This window comes from Paenibacillus sp. Y301, assembly GCF_059445505.1.
The window spans coordinates 21,777-38,883 of sequence record NZ_JCAIUL010000004.1; the positions used below are offsets into that span (position 1 = coordinate 21,777).

General features: G+C 44.5%; 13 protein-coding genes. 11 read left to right on the plus strand and 2 right to left on the minus strand.

From position 1 onward, the window contains the following. Positions 1–301: 301 nt before the first annotated feature. Positions 302–1,204, minus strand: a complete 903-nt coding sequence (locus tag AC1D69_RS08535) for an AraC family transcriptional regulator (RefSeq protein ID WP_495455726.1) — start codon at positions 1,202–1,204, stop codon at positions 302–304. Between the two features lie 422 nt (positions 1,205–1,626). Here AC1D69_RS08535 and AC1D69_RS08540 point away from each other — a divergent pair, with 422 nt between their 5' ends. From AC1D69_RS08540 to AC1D69_RS08560, 5 genes are all read left to right on the plus strand, one after another. Continuing rightward, positions 1,627–2,841, plus strand: coding sequence for an ABC transporter substrate-binding protein (locus tag AC1D69_RS08540; protein WP_495455727.1), 1,215 nt, complete (start codon positions 1,627–1,629; stop codon positions 2,839–2,841). 188 nt (positions 2,842–3,029) lie between these two features. Beyond that, the gene (locus AC1D69_RS08545) at positions 3,030–3,785 is read left to right on the plus strand and encodes a carbohydrate ABC transporter permease (RefSeq protein WP_495455728.1); all 756 of its coding nucleotides are present in this window, start codon (positions 3,030–3,032) and stop codon (positions 3,783–3,785) included. Positions 3,786–3,792: 7 nt separating this feature from the next. Further along, positions 3,793–4,680 carry a carbohydrate ABC transporter permease gene (locus AC1D69_RS08550; protein WP_495455729.1) on the plus strand — a complete coding sequence of 296 codons (888 nt, stop codon included), beginning with the start codon at positions 3,793–3,795 and terminating at the stop codon, positions 4,678–4,680. A gap of 6 nt (positions 4,681–4,686) precedes the next feature. Next, positions 4,687–6,261: a DUF4127 family protein gene (locus AC1D69_RS08555; protein ID WP_495455730.1), complete on the plus strand. Its 1,575-nt coding sequence runs from the start codon at positions 4,687–4,689 to the stop codon at positions 6,259–6,261. A 155-nt stretch (positions 6,262–6,416) separates the two neighbouring features. Continuing rightward, positions 6,417–9,113 carry a glycoside hydrolase family 10-like protein gene (locus AC1D69_RS08560; RefSeq protein WP_495455731.1) on the plus strand — a complete coding sequence of 899 codons (2,697 nt, stop codon included), beginning with the start codon at positions 6,417–6,419 and terminating at the stop codon, positions 9,111–9,113. 103 nt (positions 9,114–9,216) lie between these two features. Here the strand turns inward: AC1D69_RS08560 and AC1D69_RS08565 are convergent, their stop codons facing one another. Next, positions 9,217–11,409, minus strand: a complete 2,193-nt coding sequence (locus AC1D69_RS08565) for an alpha-galactosidase (RefSeq protein WP_495455732.1) — start codon at positions 11,407–11,409, stop codon at positions 9,217–9,219. 99 nt (positions 11,410–11,508) lie between these two features. Between AC1D69_RS08565 and AC1D69_RS08570 the strand changes: the two genes are divergently transcribed. From AC1D69_RS08570 to AC1D69_RS08595, 6 genes are all read left to right on the plus strand, one after another. After that, entirely contained in the window at positions 11,509–12,375 is an 867-nt protein-coding gene (locus AC1D69_RS08570; protein WP_495455733.1) for a helix-turn-helix domain-containing protein, read from the plus strand. Between the two features lie 57 nt (positions 12,376–12,432). Next, complete coding sequence (locus AC1D69_RS08575; RefSeq protein WP_495455734.1) at positions 12,433–13,431, plus strand: Gfo/Idh/MocA family protein; 999 nt, start codon at positions 12,433–12,435, stop codon at positions 13,429–13,431. Continuing rightward, the gene (locus tag AC1D69_RS08580; RefSeq protein WP_495455735.1) at positions 13,428–14,423 is read left to right on the plus strand and encodes a Gfo/Idh/MocA family protein; all 996 of its coding nucleotides are present in this window, start codon (positions 13,428–13,430) and stop codon (positions 14,421–14,423) included. The genes AC1D69_RS08575 and AC1D69_RS08580 overlap by 4 nt, the downstream gene beginning before the upstream one ends. A gap of 371 nt (positions 14,424–14,794) precedes the next feature. Next, complete coding sequence (locus tag AC1D69_RS08585) at positions 14,795–15,322, plus strand: pentapeptide repeat-containing protein (RefSeq protein WP_495455736.1); 528 nt, start codon at positions 14,795–14,797, stop codon at positions 15,320–15,322. A gap of 254 nt (positions 15,323–15,576) precedes the next feature. Then, the gene (locus AC1D69_RS08590) at positions 15,577–15,807 is read left to right on the plus strand and encodes a hypothetical protein (RefSeq protein ID WP_495455737.1); all 231 of its coding nucleotides are present in this window, start codon (positions 15,577–15,579) and stop codon (positions 15,805–15,807) included. A 183-nt stretch (positions 15,808–15,990) separates the two neighbouring features. Continuing rightward, entirely contained in the window at positions 15,991–16,764 is a 774-nt protein-coding gene (locus AC1D69_RS08595) for a class I SAM-dependent methyltransferase (RefSeq protein ID WP_495455738.1), read from the plus strand. Positions 16,765–17,107 lie beyond the last annotated feature (343 nt).

The following is a 17,107-nucleotide window of genomic DNA, read 5'->3' on the forward strand; positions in this document are numbered from 1 at the left end:
CTATAAAACCCATAATATCCATCATACACTAAATAAAGGGGAGCTGAAGGTAAAGATTAATTATAATAAAAAGGGTAGCACAACCCCTTTAAAGAGAAGGTGGAATCATATATATGTGAAGTTGCAGCGGAGTGAAGTATGAAAAAAATAGGCCCATGCAAATGTGCATGGGCCTAAGGAGTCTTCGCTCCTTGGTTGTCTGAAGTATTTCCGTAGAAGAAGAGTCAGGCAACACATGACCCGGTCTAAGATAAGAGCTATCTATGACCGGGTTTATCCGGTTATGATTCTAAACTTGGGTTTACTCTTGGTCATGTCCGAACGGGGTGTAAGAGTCTGCGCGCAGTTTGGAAATATACTCCTTAGGTTTGCAGCCCGTATATCTTTTGAATAGATCGTAAAAATGCGCCATATTCTCGATTCCGATTGCCTCAGCAATTTCCGTCACCCTCATGTCTTTTGTAATCAGAAGACGCTCCGCTTCTTGGATCTTTCTGCGGTTTACATAATCGGTAAAGGAGATTCCTATCATTTTTTTGAAATATTTGGAGAAGTAGGAATAGCTCATATTGGCCAGCTTGCACACTTCCTTGAGCTCAATTTTTTCCCCGATATGTGAGTTTATGTAAGAGATGACCTCTTTTAGCAGCGGGATATCGATAGAAATTTCTTGATTCAGTGTTCTGCGGTCATCGTTTCGAAACAATGTGAGCAGAATTTTAATGACCAGCATGCTGGTCGCAATCTCAAAACCGCTCTTCTTGCCCTGCATCTCCTCATGTATTTCTTGCAAAATGCCCGCGATTTCCCGTTTGGCATGTTCATTCTCTTCTATGATATAGTTCAGTCGGTCCAACGGTTGATCAATCTCCGTAAATTGACGGTAATACATCTGAATAGCTGGATTAAAATAGGCATTCAGGTCGATATGAAGAACCATGTACACCAATGCATCCGTGCCGATCTTACGTCCAAAATGAAGCTGGGATGAGCCGATTAGACAGCTATCTCCCGCTTTCAGCCTGTAGACTTTATCCGATATATGTACATCAAGTGTCCCTTGCTCAACAGTAAGAACCTCAACCTCCTTGTGGTAATGCCATATCCACTCGATGGGATACTCCAGGCCTTCATTGACTAGTTTCCATATCTTAATACATAGTAGTGGATCCTGATATTCTATCGGCTCTTTAAAAACTTGCATGTAGTCAAAGCCTCCTAAATAACTCATGATGTCTAAAATGGATACAAACAGGATAAATGTCGTCATATACACCGTGTATGAAAATCAGTAAGGTTATACTATACTCATTAAACAAGAAGGAAGAAAACAAGGGTTATGCGGGAGTCTGTCTGGAGAAAGATGTCTTTAGAGATTTCATACGTTGATATAAAGTGAAGTATGCCACTTAGCTATTAATTATTAAGTAAGATTCACTCTAAAGTCAAAGGTTTTATTGAAATAAAATGAAGGACCCGTACCCAGAACAAATTCGCTCGCGTTTAACCCACCTTATTTTGAAAGGGCTTTCATCTTGTGGGGATTCTAGTCTAGATCGAAATTAAAGGGAGGCGTTTGTTCTGAAAAAATCTAAAAGTATGATCGTTTTACTGCTCACGTGCACGATGCTTGTGACGTCAGCCTGCTCGAGCGGAGGGGGAGATGCAGCAAAGTCCGAAACTTCTTCAGAAATCACGTTTTGGACGATCTCGCTGAGCCCAACTTTTGATGATTACATCAAAGGCATGGTCGATACGTTTGAGAAAGCAAACCCAGGAGTGAATGTGACATGGGAGGATATTCCGATCGATGCGGTTGAGCAAAAGACGTTGACAAGTAGCGCTTCAGGTAATTTAGCGGATGTCGTTAACTTGAACACCGAATTTCTAAAGAAGCTTGCTTCACTCGGCGCACTGGCTAATTTGGACGAGCTTGCTGCTGATGTAAAAGATGACTTTTACGAGGGTGTATGGACAGCAGGAGAATACAAAGGATCAACGTACGCGCTTCCTTGGTATTTGGCTAACGATATTGTGCTCTACAACAAGGATATGCTGAAAAAAGCAGGATTTGATGCTCCTCCAACAACGGTGGATGAAGCCTGGGAAATGACGAAAGCCATTAAGGAAAAGACAGGCGCTTATGGATATTCGCTGCTAACGGTCCGAGATGAGTTGCTGTTCAGCGATATTCCAATTCTGAATGAAGATTTGACAAAGGCTGCATTTAATGTGCCAGAAACTGTTGAAATCTTCGCAAAGTATAAGGAGCGTTATAAAGAAGGGTTAATTCCAGAAGAGATTTTGCTGGAACAGGCAAAGCCGCAAGAATGGTATGCGCAGGAGAAGCTTGCTTGGTGGCAATCTGGACCTAACCTGTTCGGTCAAGTCAATGATCTGTCTCCAGAAGTTTATGGAAAATCGGAAGTGACAAAGGCATTTGCGTTCAGCTCCGGTCATATTCCTGTAAATTCAATGAACATCGGCGTATCGGAGAAGAGCAAGAATAAGGACGCAGCGGTTAAGTTTGCGAAATTTGTGACGAATGCCGAAAATCAACTTCAGCTCAGCAAGCTTTCCTCCGTTCTTCCTTCCGCTAAGAAAGCTGCAGAGGATGCCTTCTTCGCAGAAGGCAAGGACTCAACGGATCCAGTTGAGAAGGGCCGTTATTTGGCTGTAAACCAACTTGAGACATCATTGGATCTAATGCCTCCGGTTGAGAATCTGGCTGATATCAACAGAGCTATTAATGATGAATTAAAACGTATGTTTTTTGACGATTTAAATCCTGCCGACGCTGTAGCAGCTGCGGAAGTTGCTGTCAATAAATTACTTCAATAAAAAATGGTTTGGAACAATCACCTTCAGCCTTACGAGCATAAGGCTGAAGGAGATTTATTGGCATCGACTATACTATAAGAAGGAGGTTTGCATCTATGTATAAAAGGTCACATGCCTGGTCGTTTCTAGCCCCGGCAGGTTTGCTACTGCTCGTTTTTAGCATAATTCCCGCCTTTGCGGCCTTATTTTTGAGTTTTACGAAGTATGATGTGATCAATCCTGCCGAATGGGTTGGTCTTGCTAATTACAAGGATTTGATGAGTAACAGTCTATTCTGGCAAGCGATGCGCAACACGATTTATTACTGGATTTTAGTCACACCTGCTTTGGTCGTTCTGCCCGTGTTATTGGCTGTGCTTGTAAATCGGGGGTTAGCAGGGGTTAAGGTATTTCGGCTTATTTATTATTTTCCGACTCTTGTCTCTGTTGTTGTTACGGCCTTTTTGTGGAGCTGGATGTTTCAGAGCGACGGAGTGCTTAACTACATCCTGAGTCTGTTTGGAGCGGAACCGCTAAAATGGCTGACAAACAAACACATGGTTCTTCCGAGTCTTGCGTTAGTAACCATATGGCAAGGTCTTGGTTATTACATGCTGTTCTACTTATCGGGACTTCAATCTGTGCCGGAAGATTTATATGAAGCGGCTGACTTGGATGGTGCCGGATTCTGGCGCAAGCAGATGGTCATCACATTCCCGATGCTGCGTCCGGTTATATTCTTTGTAGCTGTCGTATCCACAATGGGTGCGTTTAAAGAATTTACCCTCATGATGAACATGACTAAGGGTGGACCGCTGAATGCATCAACTACGGTCGTATATATGGTCTTTGACGAGGCGTTCACCAAGCTGCATATGGGTGGCGCGAGCGCAATGTCCTTTGTGCTGTTTCTGGCGATCATGTTGCTGACGTTCATTAATAAACGATACTTGGACAGAGAGTGAGGGATGAATGATGGCAGATCAAGCATTAGGTGCTCAAGCAAAACATTCGTCCGAAATGAAACGATGGAATAAACAAAAAGTCATCAGCAATACGTTTTCATACGTTTTACTGATATTTATCGCTTTAATCATGATTCTACCCTTTCTATGGACGCTTTCAACATCATTAAAGGGACAGAATGAGGCCATTTACACCATGCCTCCGAGCTTTATTCCAGAGCAGTGGACGTTTGAAAATTATACAACCGTATGGAGTTCGCTTCCGATACCGGTTTATTTCTGGAACAGTCTTATTTTATCCTTTTTTGGCGTGGCACTACCATTAATATTGGCATCCCTCGCTGCATTTCCACTCGCAAGGATGGAGTTTAAAGGTAAACAATTCGTTTTCCTTCTGATTATGGCTACGATGATGATCCCGGCGGAAGTAACCATGATTCCGATCTATTTGATTCTAAATAAAATAAATCTTCTGGGCACCTTGACCGGTGTTATCTTACCCGGTGCTGTTTCCGCGTATGCTATCTTTCTGATGAGGCAAGGCATGATTACCATTCCCAAGGAAATTGAGGAATCGGCGGTCATTGATGGTGCGGGTGTATGGCGGATATGGCTGAACATTGTGATGCCGTTGGTGAAGCCGACACTTGCCACGCTCGGTATTTTGAGTTTTATCGGAGCATGGAATAACTTTCTATGGCCGTTCCTCATACTTGATGATAGCGCCAAATACCCACTAACGGTGGGGCTTTACAAGCTGAAAGGGACGTTTGTATCCAACACGCGCCTGGTTGCGGCCGGATCCATGATCGCGCTCATTCCGATTGCGATTGTATTCATCTCATTCCAGAAATACTTCATCAATGGCGTGAACGCTGGCGCCGTGAAAGGATAACATACTATGAATGGAACGTTCTCTAAGGAGAAAATCATATACCTGCCGCTCGACGAGCGGCCTTGTAACTACAACTACCCGGTACAGCTTGCTTCCATGACTGACCTGACACTTACTGTTCCGCCACTTTCCTTGCTGGGGGTAAAGAAGCAACCAGCTGAGTATGAGGCACTGAAGCAATGGCTGGAGAAGGAAGTCGCAGATGCCACCCGGCTGATTATTTCGCTCGATTTGCTCATATACGGAGGGATCGTGCCGTCTAGATTGCATCATCTAACAGATAAGGAATGTGCAGGCCGACTTGAATTGCTGAAGCATCTTAAAGTTATCAATCCTTCCCTGAAAATTTACGCCAATAACCTGATTATGCGGGTTCCGTCTTATGACAGCGATGATGAAGAACCGTCTTATTATGCCCAGCATGGCCGAAAGCTGTATGAATATGGATGGATACTGGATAAGGGGGAGCGGGAAACCCTTTCTGAATCCGAAGTGAAGATTCTTACAGAGCTGACAATGAAAATTCCTTCTACGGTGTTGGTTGATTTCACAGGCCGTAGAGCTACCAATGCTTACGTTAACCGGATGGCGATTCGCTATGTGGAAGAGGGAATCATCGATAAATTGGTCATTCCACTGGATGACAATGCGAAGTATGGATTCTCTGCTAAAGAACAGCGGGAGCTGTTGATTCTAGTGGACAAGAGCAATCTGACAGATCGCGTTACGATCTATCCAGGGGCAGACGAAATAGGTTGTACGCTTCTAGCCGGAGTTTTTTGTGAGATCAAGAATTACTTTCCGGAAGCATATGTCCGCTATTCGTCGACTCAAGGACCCTATGTTATTCCGAAATATGAGGATAGGAGCTTAAATGAAAGCATTAAATCGCACATGACGACTGCGGGTGTATTTATAGCTGATTCTTCTATAGAATCGAATTTTGTGCTCATGGTAAATGCTCCGCCTGTCGGTCAGTCAGAGGCTGCTGAATCCTCCCAAACCTACCAGGAACGCAATCGCTCCTACTATTCCGAGAGTCATCTGAATGAGTTCAGACAGGCACTTCGGGCGTATTACAAAAAGGGAGTGTTCATCGCTCTTGCTGACGTGGCGGTTAGTAATGGTGCGGATCACGTGCTGATGAAGCTGCTCAGTAAAGGCAATGACCTGAATTCACTGGATGCTTATGCCGCATGGAACACTTCCGGCAATACGCTGGGGACTGTTATCGCTCACGCCGTAATCGCCTCTTATTACAACAAGGAGACCTCGAAAGAAACCGCTGCAGTCTGGAAGGATCGAAGCAAGTCCTTTATGATGCGCAGACTGGTTGAGGATTGGGGCTATCAAACGTTGGTCCGCAACGAAGTCATATCGGATGTTCTACCAGAGCTTGGCATGACGCCTATGGATCTCGGTTCAAGAGAAGACGAGCTTCGTGAGGTAATCAAGGACGGGCTGAATGAGTTCTGTGACACTTATTTAATGGATATGACAGGTGGGAGGCCGCAGGTTGCAGATGTTATACTCCCTTGGCACCGGACGTTTGAGGTGGACTTTACACTGGTTGGTAATTAATCAAGAGAACATGGACATGGAATCTTAACGGGCACTTCGACTTGGGTGCCGTTAAGGAGGTGATCGTAGAGCGTTTACTATTATACATTTCGTTACATATCCGCATTTGTTGGCACGGAAAAATCAATAGTAGAACTTAATCCGGAGGTGTGTTGATGAATTTTAGAAAATGGTATTCAGCGCTTATGTGTTGTGCCCTAATTTTTTCGCTCATGTCTGTCTCTACTGAGAAAGCTCAGGCCCAGGAAGGGGAAACAAGTCCGTCCATTACACTGCCTGACGGCACTAAACTTGCAGTTGACGCTGTGAACGCCGTACGTGGCGAAAACGGGATTACCGTGTATACTGGGGATTATAGCGATCCATTTACAGCACCGTTTGAGCTCGATACGGTCGTCGAATTCATTGTTTCGGGAGGAATCGTACTGGAGAAAAATACGAACGGTTCCAAAGGGACCTATATCCCTATGCATAATGTTGTGATATCGGCTTCCGGTACTGCCAAGGAAGAGATGGAAGCGATTACGACGGGGGATGCGCTGACACTGAATGGGATTACGATCTCGGAACAGATTAACCGGTCTGCCGTTGTGAAGGATGACGAAATAGCGATTAACAAAATTAATGCATATCGTGATGAGAATGATGTCGTGCTGTATGATACCGGTTATGGATCCTCGACCAATACGAATCAATGGGGACTCGAGCTTATCATTGAGAACGGCATCATTACTGGCATGGCCAAGCCGGATGGTACAACGTATAACAATTCCCGCATTCCAAGCCAAGGCCATGTATTATCTGTGCAAGCTGGATCTTCATATTACAATGATCTGTATGCGAAGATTGCGAGCGGAGAGATCAAAACAGGTGACCCTGTGGAGATTATCGTACATGAGGAGACACATCTAGCGAGTCGTATTGCTTATGATGCTATGGATCCGAAGACGGAGGAAGATAATCCAGGAGGCTGGGATTCAGCTAACAACAAGCCGTTCGACGGATTCCGCGGGGGTGACCAGCTAATTGCATATACCAGCGATTATGGAAAAGAAACGACAGGTACCAACGCCTGGGGTTATGAGGTCGTCGTTGATGAGAATCATAGAGTCATATCCGTTGGAGGTAACAACTCTCCGATTCCGGACAGAGGATATGTCCTGTCTGGACACGGCGTGAAGGCAGACTGGCTCAAGAACTACGCTAAGCTAAGTGCGACCGTAAGTATGAACCACACCACTAAAGAAATGGTGATTATGCTGACACCGCAATCCTCTCTGGATCGGGCTGATTACCGTATCAAGACTTCGATAGCACTGCTGCAGAAGTCGAAGGATATGTTTATGGATGTTCCTTATGCAAAGATCGAACAGAAAATTGCTGAGGCCAAGACCATTCGCGGAGAGATTGCCAAGCTGATTGAGCAGCAGGCATATGATCAGATGACTTTGAAATCAGCAGCGCTCGATAGCCTGATGGATGAGGTCATTAACTTGAATATGGAGTCTCGCAAGGTCGACCATCGTGCGATCTGGATTCGCCCATTAGAGACGAATATGGAAGAAGTTCGTCAGCATCTGAAGCTTATTGCGGACGCAAACCTGAACCAGGTGTATGTGGAAACTTGGTGGGATGGATACACGATTTACCCGTCGGACAATCCGCTTGCGCCTCACAATCCGATGTACAAAGGCTTTGACGTCCTTCAATCGTATATGGATGTAGCTGATGAATTCGGTCTCGAGATACATGTATGGGTGGAAAATGCATTTCTTGAAGGAAACAAAATGGAGCAAAAACCGGAATGGTCGATGATCCGGCGCGATGGAGCCGACTATTGGGAAGTAGACGGTCATACTTTTTACTGGCTGAATCCTGCACTGCCGGAAGTCCGGAAATTCATTACTGACCTCTATGTTGATCTAGTGACTAGATATCCGGTTGCCGGGCTACATCTGGATTACATCCGGTATCCGGATAACTACGGGACGGAAATCGATTATGGTTATGACGCTTATACCCGTGAGCAGTTTATGAAGACATTTAAAACAGACATAGATCCGGTGGATTTGTATCCAGGTGATAAGCTGTGGCCGGAATGGCAGCAGTTCCGCATGGATATCATTACGGGATTTGTTGAAGAGCTTGTACCGCAATTGAAAGAGGTTTCACCGAAGCTGTCGATCAGCGCAGCGGTTTATTCCGATTTCTACAGTAATCCGTATTACAAGCTGCAGGAAGCAGGGCTGTGGCTGCAAAAAGGTTATCTGGACAATGTATTCCCAATGTCCTATAAGTTAGATGCCCAAGCGGTTGTCTATGATGCGGAAGAGACACTGAAGCTTGCTGGTGACCTCTCTTATGTGACAATGGGGCTCGGACCACAGGCCAATGTACCTCTGCCGGTGCTCGTCGAACAGGCCAATGAGACACAGAAAATAGGAACATCAGGCAGTGCATACTTCGAATTCCTGTCTTACTTCGGTAATCAATATAACGTGCCGCTTAAGCAGGGGATTTACCGGAATAAAGCCATCGTTCCATTCAGTAATCTTGGACTGTCTGTGAAGACCATCTTGATGGAAATGGATCGGAAAATGGATGAGATTTATGTGCCGAATAAAGGAATGACGGATGCCAAGAGTTATAAAAAAGACCTAAAGGTGCTAATCAACAAATTGAACGAAAATAAGACAATCGACAAGAGAGTAGCTAAGCTCGGTGGAGATTTAGAACAGCTTATGAACAAGTTGAGTAAGGATTCCTCCGTAAATGCTCAGGTGAAGGAGCGGATGATGTTCGATCTGAAGTACGCGGATCATATCATCAAAATTTACAACAACAAAAACTAAAGCAACTTTATACTTTCTTATTTTTCAAAAAGTAAGAACGCCCGCATCCCTAATAAGGTGCGGGCGTTCATTAACCTTTTGCCAATGGACAAATGGGCTTAACTCAGTTTTCGACTTTTGAGAACTTCCAGAACAGGCTGGCGAAATCGCCTCTTAACTGCGGTAGGCTGAGTCCAACGTTCATCAGCTCATCGCCTCCGAATACAGCGCCGGTCTCTTCGTGCTTATAAAGGGAATCTGGGTCAAGACCCTTGCATCTAATATTGTGGAATGCATCATTTGGCTGGGAGAGGATACGGAAGTATCCCAGGATCGCTTCGGACTTATCTGGTGCAACGAACATCCATGCCGCATCATTCCGCTCAAATGGATTGAGGATACGGTAGAAATCACCGAATTGGATCAACGGCCGGATCAGTTTATAGTCAGCTACTTGTTTCCGTACGATCTCTTTTTCAGCCTCAGTCAGCTTGGTCAGGTCCAGCTCATAGCCGAGGTTCCCAGACATGGCTACATGACCGCGAATATCGAGGGACGTTATACGCTCTACCTGATGGTTTGGAACGGTAGATACGTGCGCTCCCATCGAGCTGACGGGATAGAGAAGGCTTGTTCCGTACTGGATCTTCAGACGGCAAACGGCATCCGTGTTGTCGCTTGTCCAGGTTTGCGGCATGTAATAAAGCATGCCTGGGTCAAAGCGGCCACCGCCGCCGGAGCAACTTTCGAATAGAGTATCTGGGAATCTGGATGTGATTTCTTCCATCACACGGTATAGCCCCAGCATATATCGATGGGCGGTTTCACGCTGTCTTTCCGGAGGAAGAACGGCTGAGCCGATTTCGGTCATATGGCGGTTCATATCCCATTTCACGTAACTGATCGGCGCGCTTGCGAGAATATCCGTGACGGATTGAATGATATAATCGCACACATCCTCACGTGACAGATCCAGCACAAGTTGATTGCGACTTGTTGTGAAAGGGCGATTCGGTACATGCAGACACCAATCCGGATGCTGGCGGAACAAGTCGCTGTTCTCGGATACCATTTCAGGCTCAAACCAGAGACCAAATTTCATGCCCATGCTGTTCACGCGCTCGGCAAGATCCTTCAGCCCGTTAGGAAGCTTGCGGGTGTCAACGGTCCAATCACCAAGTGATGTGTTGTCGTCATCTCTCTTGCCGAACCAGCCATCATCAAGAACAAACAGTTCGATCCCTAGCTCGCTGCCTGTTTTAGCGATCTGCTCGATTTTATCAGCGTTAAAATCAAAGTAAGTGGCTTCCCAGTTGTTGATCAGAATCGGGCGTTCTCGATCACGGTAATTGCCGCGGCAAAGACGGGTTCGGTATAGCTTGTTGTAAGTCAGAGACATTTCACCAAGGCCGAAGGAAGAGTAGGCTAAGACCGCTTCCGGGGTCTGGAATTGTTCACCCGGCTCAAGCAGCCAGGAGAATCCGAATGGATTGATCCCGATAGATGCACGGCTGGTCTGGAACTGATCTACTTCAACTTGTGCTGTGAAGTTGCCGCTGTACACAAGACTGAATCCATATACATCCCCATGATCTTCATCCGCTCCTTTACGGAGGAGGGCCATATATGGATGCTGCTGCGCGCTACTCGCGCCTCGGCGGCTTTCGACTCCTTGTTGCCCTGGAACGAGCGGACGTGTGGATATATTCCGTTCATTAATATGGGAACCGTAAAGCGTCATCAGGTCAAACTCGCTGTCACGGAAGTCTATGCTTGCGCTGAGTGCGCGCAGAAGTTTCACCGGCTCATTTCCTGCATTATGAAAACGCACGGAGCGTGTAATAACATCAAAGTCACGGAATACGGTGTAGAAAAGCGTGGCGGATAGGCCGATGATAGGATCTTCAAGCATAATTTCAAGCGTCATCGCTTCCTCATCCTGCTCCGTGTAGGTCGAGGGTAGGCCCTCTAATGCGGGCTTACCTTGAAAGATGCGGTGGCTCTTATAGCGGAAATCAGAAATGGCAGAGCCATTCCCAAGTTCCACCTGGTAGGCAGGTGTTCTGAAATCGCCGTTGCCGTATGCCGGATACTCATGAGGCAGTGCGTCAAGCGAGAAAGCCCGGTCTGCAGGATCTACGCTTGGGGAGAATCCGCGGTCTGTAAAGAGAACCGGATTGCTTTGGCGGTAGGTGCTAATTTTTTTGCCCCAATATAGATGAGCGAGATAGCCGTGACGTAGCACCTGTATAATATAGCTGGTACCTGGCCCTTGCAGATGAAAGGTCTGACGTTGTTCATCGAATTGAATGTTCATAGTTGCGCCTCCTAATCTTTAATAACCATTACATGAATAAGGATAGGCACATTAACCGTCTGGTTCAAGAGTAAATAACATATCATGGAGGGTAAAATCTTGCTGACATCAGAGTTGCGAACATCCGTCGTATTTCAATTTGTTACCCCTTTGCCGATGCTCATGCTGCAGGGAATCGGGTGGGAGAACATTAGCTCCGAGAACTATAAATGGGACGGGCAAAGAAGAACGGACGAGCACTGCCTGTTTCAATATACGGTTAGCGGCAGTGGGGAAATCGAAATACAGGGGGTCAAGTATTCACTGAAGCAAGGGGATGTGTTTATTGTTGATATTCCGGGCGACCATTGCTACCGACTGCCGCCGTCATCCCCAGAGTGGGAAGTACTGTATGTGGAATTGTCCAAGGAGGCGCTGCCTTTCCTCAGACAGGCCATGGCCTTGTCGGGTCCGGTATTCGAGCTGCATGATTCTTCTCCCGTGGTAGAGCTAGCATGGGACATTTACGATAAAGCCATTCATAACAAAATTCAGGACGCTTATGAAAACTCGGCGCTAGCTTATCTATGGCTGATGGAATTGACGAGACATGTATCAAGAAATCATGTCCTGCCCGTATCCATGAAGATTGAGCAGTGCAAACAGTTCATAGAGCAGAACTATATGGAGCCAATCGGCCTGAAGGAAATGGCAGACGTGGCAGGCCAGTCCAAATTTCATTTCAGTCGGGAATATGAACGGAGGCTGGGCATTACGCCCGTACGTCACTTGACGGAGGTTCGGCTTGCCCATGCCGTTAAGCTTATGGTGTCTACTGATTGTAATTTGGAGGAGGTTGCACGAAAATCTGGTTTCTCTAACGCTAATTATTTTGGCAAGGTGTTCCGCAAGCATATGGGGATGTCTCCCGGAGTATTCCGCCAAAACAACACCTACGCCATCCAGCACATGTTTCACCGGTCGTAAATAAGGCCATTCGCTGTGTATTACAGACATAAAAAGAAAGATAATGGAGGGATTTCTATGAATATAGCTATTATCGGTTGCGGAGCCATGGGCATGACTTATGCTCATAACTTGGGGGAAATGCCAGAAGTTCAGGTATCCGGAGTTGTAGACTTGATTCAAGAGCGTGCCGATCAGGCTGCAGCAGCAAGTGGCGCCGCTTCGTATACGGATTGGGAGGAGATGCTGGAGAAGGAGCAGCCGGAGACGGTGGTCGTGTGCTTACCGACGTACCTACACAAAACATTTGTACTGAACCTCGCGCAGCGTGGGCTGCATGTGATTTGCGAAAAGCCTGCAGCACTTACACTGGAGGATGCCATAGAAATGGAAGCTGCTTGCAGCAAGCAAGGCGTCCGGCTGTTTATCGGCCACGTTGTTCGCTTCTTTCCGAATTACCGGAATGCGATGGATCAGGTACGGTCGGGTAAAATTGGCGAGGCCAAAATGGCGCAATTCAAGCGTTTCAGTTCGTATCCGCAAGGGGTGGATCTTTGGTACCATGACCGTGCCAAGAGCGGCGGGGTTATTATGGATCTGATGATTCATGACATCGATTTTGCCTGCTGGGTGTTTGGAGACTTGGAGTCCGTGTATGCTTCTGTTACGAAGCCAACTCTATCAGAAATGGAATACGCCCAGGTGACCCTGAAATTTAGTAGCGGAGCCATTGCCAACCTAACCGGCTTCTGGGGATACCCGGGACCGTTCACTACACAGTTTGAAATATCCGGCAACGAGGGTATCATCCGCTTTGACAGCAACCAGGTGCAATCACTTGACCTGAAGGTATTGTCCGGCGTCAACGTGCAACAAGATGCCGTGCAGGTACCGTCCAGTCCAATGCTGCATGACGCTTATTACAATGAAGTGAAACATTTTATTGAATGCATTCGTGAGGGTAACGAGCCAATTGTCAGTGTGGCTGACGCCTGCCGGGCTGTTGAAATCGCTCTAGCTTGCGAGCGTTCGGCTCGGACAGGGCTACCCGTCTACATGGGAGGGATTTCGTCATGAGAAAGATTAAAGTAGGGTTTATTAGCTTTGCCCATATGCATGCCGCTAGTTATCTGCATGCTATGCTCCAGAGAAGTGACGTGGAAGTGATCGGTATCGCTGATGAGAATGCCGAACGTGTTGCTCCATTCACCACAGAGCTAGGGATTCCATACTATGCAGATTATAATATGCTGCTTGCGGAGGACGTCGATGCGGTTGTGATCTGCTCGGAAAACGTCAGGCATGCGGAGCTTACCCGCAAGGCAGCCGAAGCAGGCAAACATGTGCTCTGCGAGAAGCCGCTAGGATTATCCGAAGAGGAAATGCTAGATATGATCCAGGTGTGCAGGTCTCAAGGGGTTCAGCTGATGACAGCTTTCCCATGCCGTTTCCTGCAATCGGTCCGCCAGGCGAAACAGGCGATCGATGACGGTCAACTCGGAGATATTGTAGCCATGAAGGGTACGAATCGCGGGACGATGCCCGGAGGATGGTTCCTTAACAAGGAGCAGTCCGGTGGTGGCGCGGTCCTTGATCATACGGTCCATGTAATGGACCTGATGCACTGGTTTACGGGTAGTGTAGTTGAGGAAGTATACGCCCACGTCGAGACGTTGTTTCATGACACGGATATCGATGACGCAGGCATGGTGCATGTGAAGTTCGCGAACGGTGTGTTTGCCGTGCTCGATCCGAGCTGGTCCCGTTCCCGCAGTTTCCCGACATGGGGCGACGTGACACTTGAGATCATTGGGACCAAGGGGACACTCTTTATTGATGCCTTTGCACAGAAAAATGATCTGTACAGTGATGCAGATCAAACAGCCAACTGGAGCTATTGGGGAGACGATATGGATACCGGGCTGGTTAACAGTTTTGTAGATAGTATTATTGAAGGGAAGCCGGTTCTCGTTTCGGGCGAGGATGGTTATCTGTCCGCTCGTGTAGGGCTTGCCGCTTATGAGTCGGCCCGAATTGGAAAACCGGTCAAACTGCAGCCGCAAGGCTAAGGCTCAAAGCTCTTATATAGCGTAAAGAGGAACATCAGTGGAGCTGCAAATTCTGATGTTCCTCTTTATTTTGTTAAATTTGAAATGTCATGATATAGCTATCTCTCATTGATTGCTTATAACCCAACTGCTAAAGTTATAAAAAGGGCGATACACACATCCTTGCTAAGAAGAAGTCATGGAAGTAATTCATACATGCAGATAACATCTGGTTTATTCCTCTTCATGAGATTCTAGTAGATTTAAATGCAACACAAGCCGCATGGGAGACTGAAAGTAAACAATTCAACCAGGCTAAATGTAGTAACTGAAGAAGATGCTGATCAAATAAGAGATTTAATGATCAAGGTAGAAGAGGATGAGACTTCTAAGTGGAAATAGGTTCTGACGTTCTTCAGCTAATCGAAGAATTCAATCCAGAAATAAAAATATGGACATTGGACACAACACAAAAAAGTCCAAGGAATCATTACTTTTATGAAAAAAATGGGTATAAGTTGGTTGGCGAAGATAAATATGAAAGATTTAATCGTAAAGAAACTAACTGTGTTGATAATGATCAGAGTAAATTTAGTACAAGTATAGATTTTTCTGAACAAAATTTTAGAGGGTGCAATTTGCAGGATACTGATTATTACGATGTTAATCTAAATAATGCGTGTTTTTCAAATGCTAATATGGGGAATGTAAGGTTGCAAAACGTTAATTTATCAAATACTCATATAACAAACACAAATATGAGTGACTCTATATTGGGTGATTCAAACCTGAGTAATGTTGAGATATGCCATGCTTCATTAGGAGGTGTTTATTTACATGACACCAACGAGGAGTCCATAGTTATACCAATTAAGCCAAAGGGATACTCTGAATTAGCAAAAAAAGGTTATAAGCGGTGAACTATCTGATAAGGAAGAGCTTTATCAGCTTTGTGAAAACTTATGGATAGGTATAAATTAATTACTAGAAGATTTGGGTACAGATTATCGAAGTAACGATGTATTAAAATTGTGATGGCAAGAGACAGTCATTACTAAACGAACGTGAAAAGATAAAGAAATAATGACATCAGGAATAATGTGCAAACGTTATAATAAATTGGCGCAAAACTTAATAAAACAATATACACAACTGATTATAGGGGGGGAACAGTTTGTTCAAATCATTAATAATTGGTATAGGTGTTTATATTCTTGGTTTTGTCATTGTATCTTTTAGTGGGGGATTATTTAATAGTGGAAATCCTGAATTTTCTTATTACTATGCAATAATTTTTTCAATTCTCTTTCTTTCTGCTATTGTTGGAGTTTCGACTTCATTAGTTTTGCAAGAATTAAGAATAATGAAAATGAAAAAAGATGGACTGACAGATTCAGAAATATAAGAAACAATGGTCGAAGACGGCGATAACATCTTATAACACCATATCTACGCAACGCTCACCCTAATGCTATTAATAATTAACGCTGTAAGTTATTCAGTCGAAACGCCCTGTTGCTCGATATAAAAACATATTGATATTATAACTAACGGCTGTGTAGAAACGATTTTTGGAAGGATGAAGATTATGATGGATAAACGATTAACATTTAATGAGGATATAGAGAATTACGAAAAATGGAGACCGACGTACTGCGATGAATTATTCAAAGATATTATTGCGTATTCTCAAATTGAGCAAGGCAAAAAAGCAATTGAAATTGGTATTGGAACAGGTCAGGCGACAAGGCCCTTTTTGGAAACAGGCTGTAAATTAACGGCAATTGAATTAGGAAAAGACCTTGCAGAATATTCTGAATTGAAATTTCAAGAATATAAAAACTTCACAGTATGCAATACTGCATTTGAAGAATATGATTGTCCAGAAGGCAGTATTGAATTAATTTATTCTGCTACTGCATTTCATTGGATTCCAGAAGAAGCTGGGTATACTAAAGTCTCCAAATTATTAAAAACCAATGGAACACTAGCATTATTCTGGAACCGTCCATTTGTATCACGAGATAATGATGAATTACATCAGAATATTCAAAGCATATATCAAAAGTATAAACCGTCTAACTCCAAAATTATGGAGCATGATACGAAAAGATATGAATGTCTAAAAAAAACAATACAGGCATATGGATTTAGAGAAATTGTGTTCAAATTATATCATTTAACAAGAACATTCTCTTCGTCTGACTATATTGCCTTATTAAATACATATTCAGATCATAGAGCAATGCCATCAACGACAAGAGTATTATTTGAGAACGAGATTAGAGAAGCGATTTTACGTTTTGGAGATGTATTATATGTTTATGATACTATCGATTTGTATTTAGCGAGAAAGGAATAAATGTATATGATTGATTATCCTATTATAGAAACCAAAAGATTACTACTTAGAGAACTTAGTTTACAGATTCAGGTAATTATGCCTCTAATCTCTTAGCCGCAAAATTAGGCTTTAATAAAGTTGGAGAAGTGCCTAGTTTATGGTGGCTTGAAAACAAGCAAGTAATTTAGTAACGTATAACTACCAATCTGATATCCAAGAGATTTGAATGTAACTTAATTGAGATGTAATTCATATAAAAAAACAGCCTTTGGAATGACTCCAAAGGCTGTTTTGTATGACTATTTTTTTCAAGACCTTATTCGACATCATAACAGAACCTAAAGAAACAGTCTATATTTTT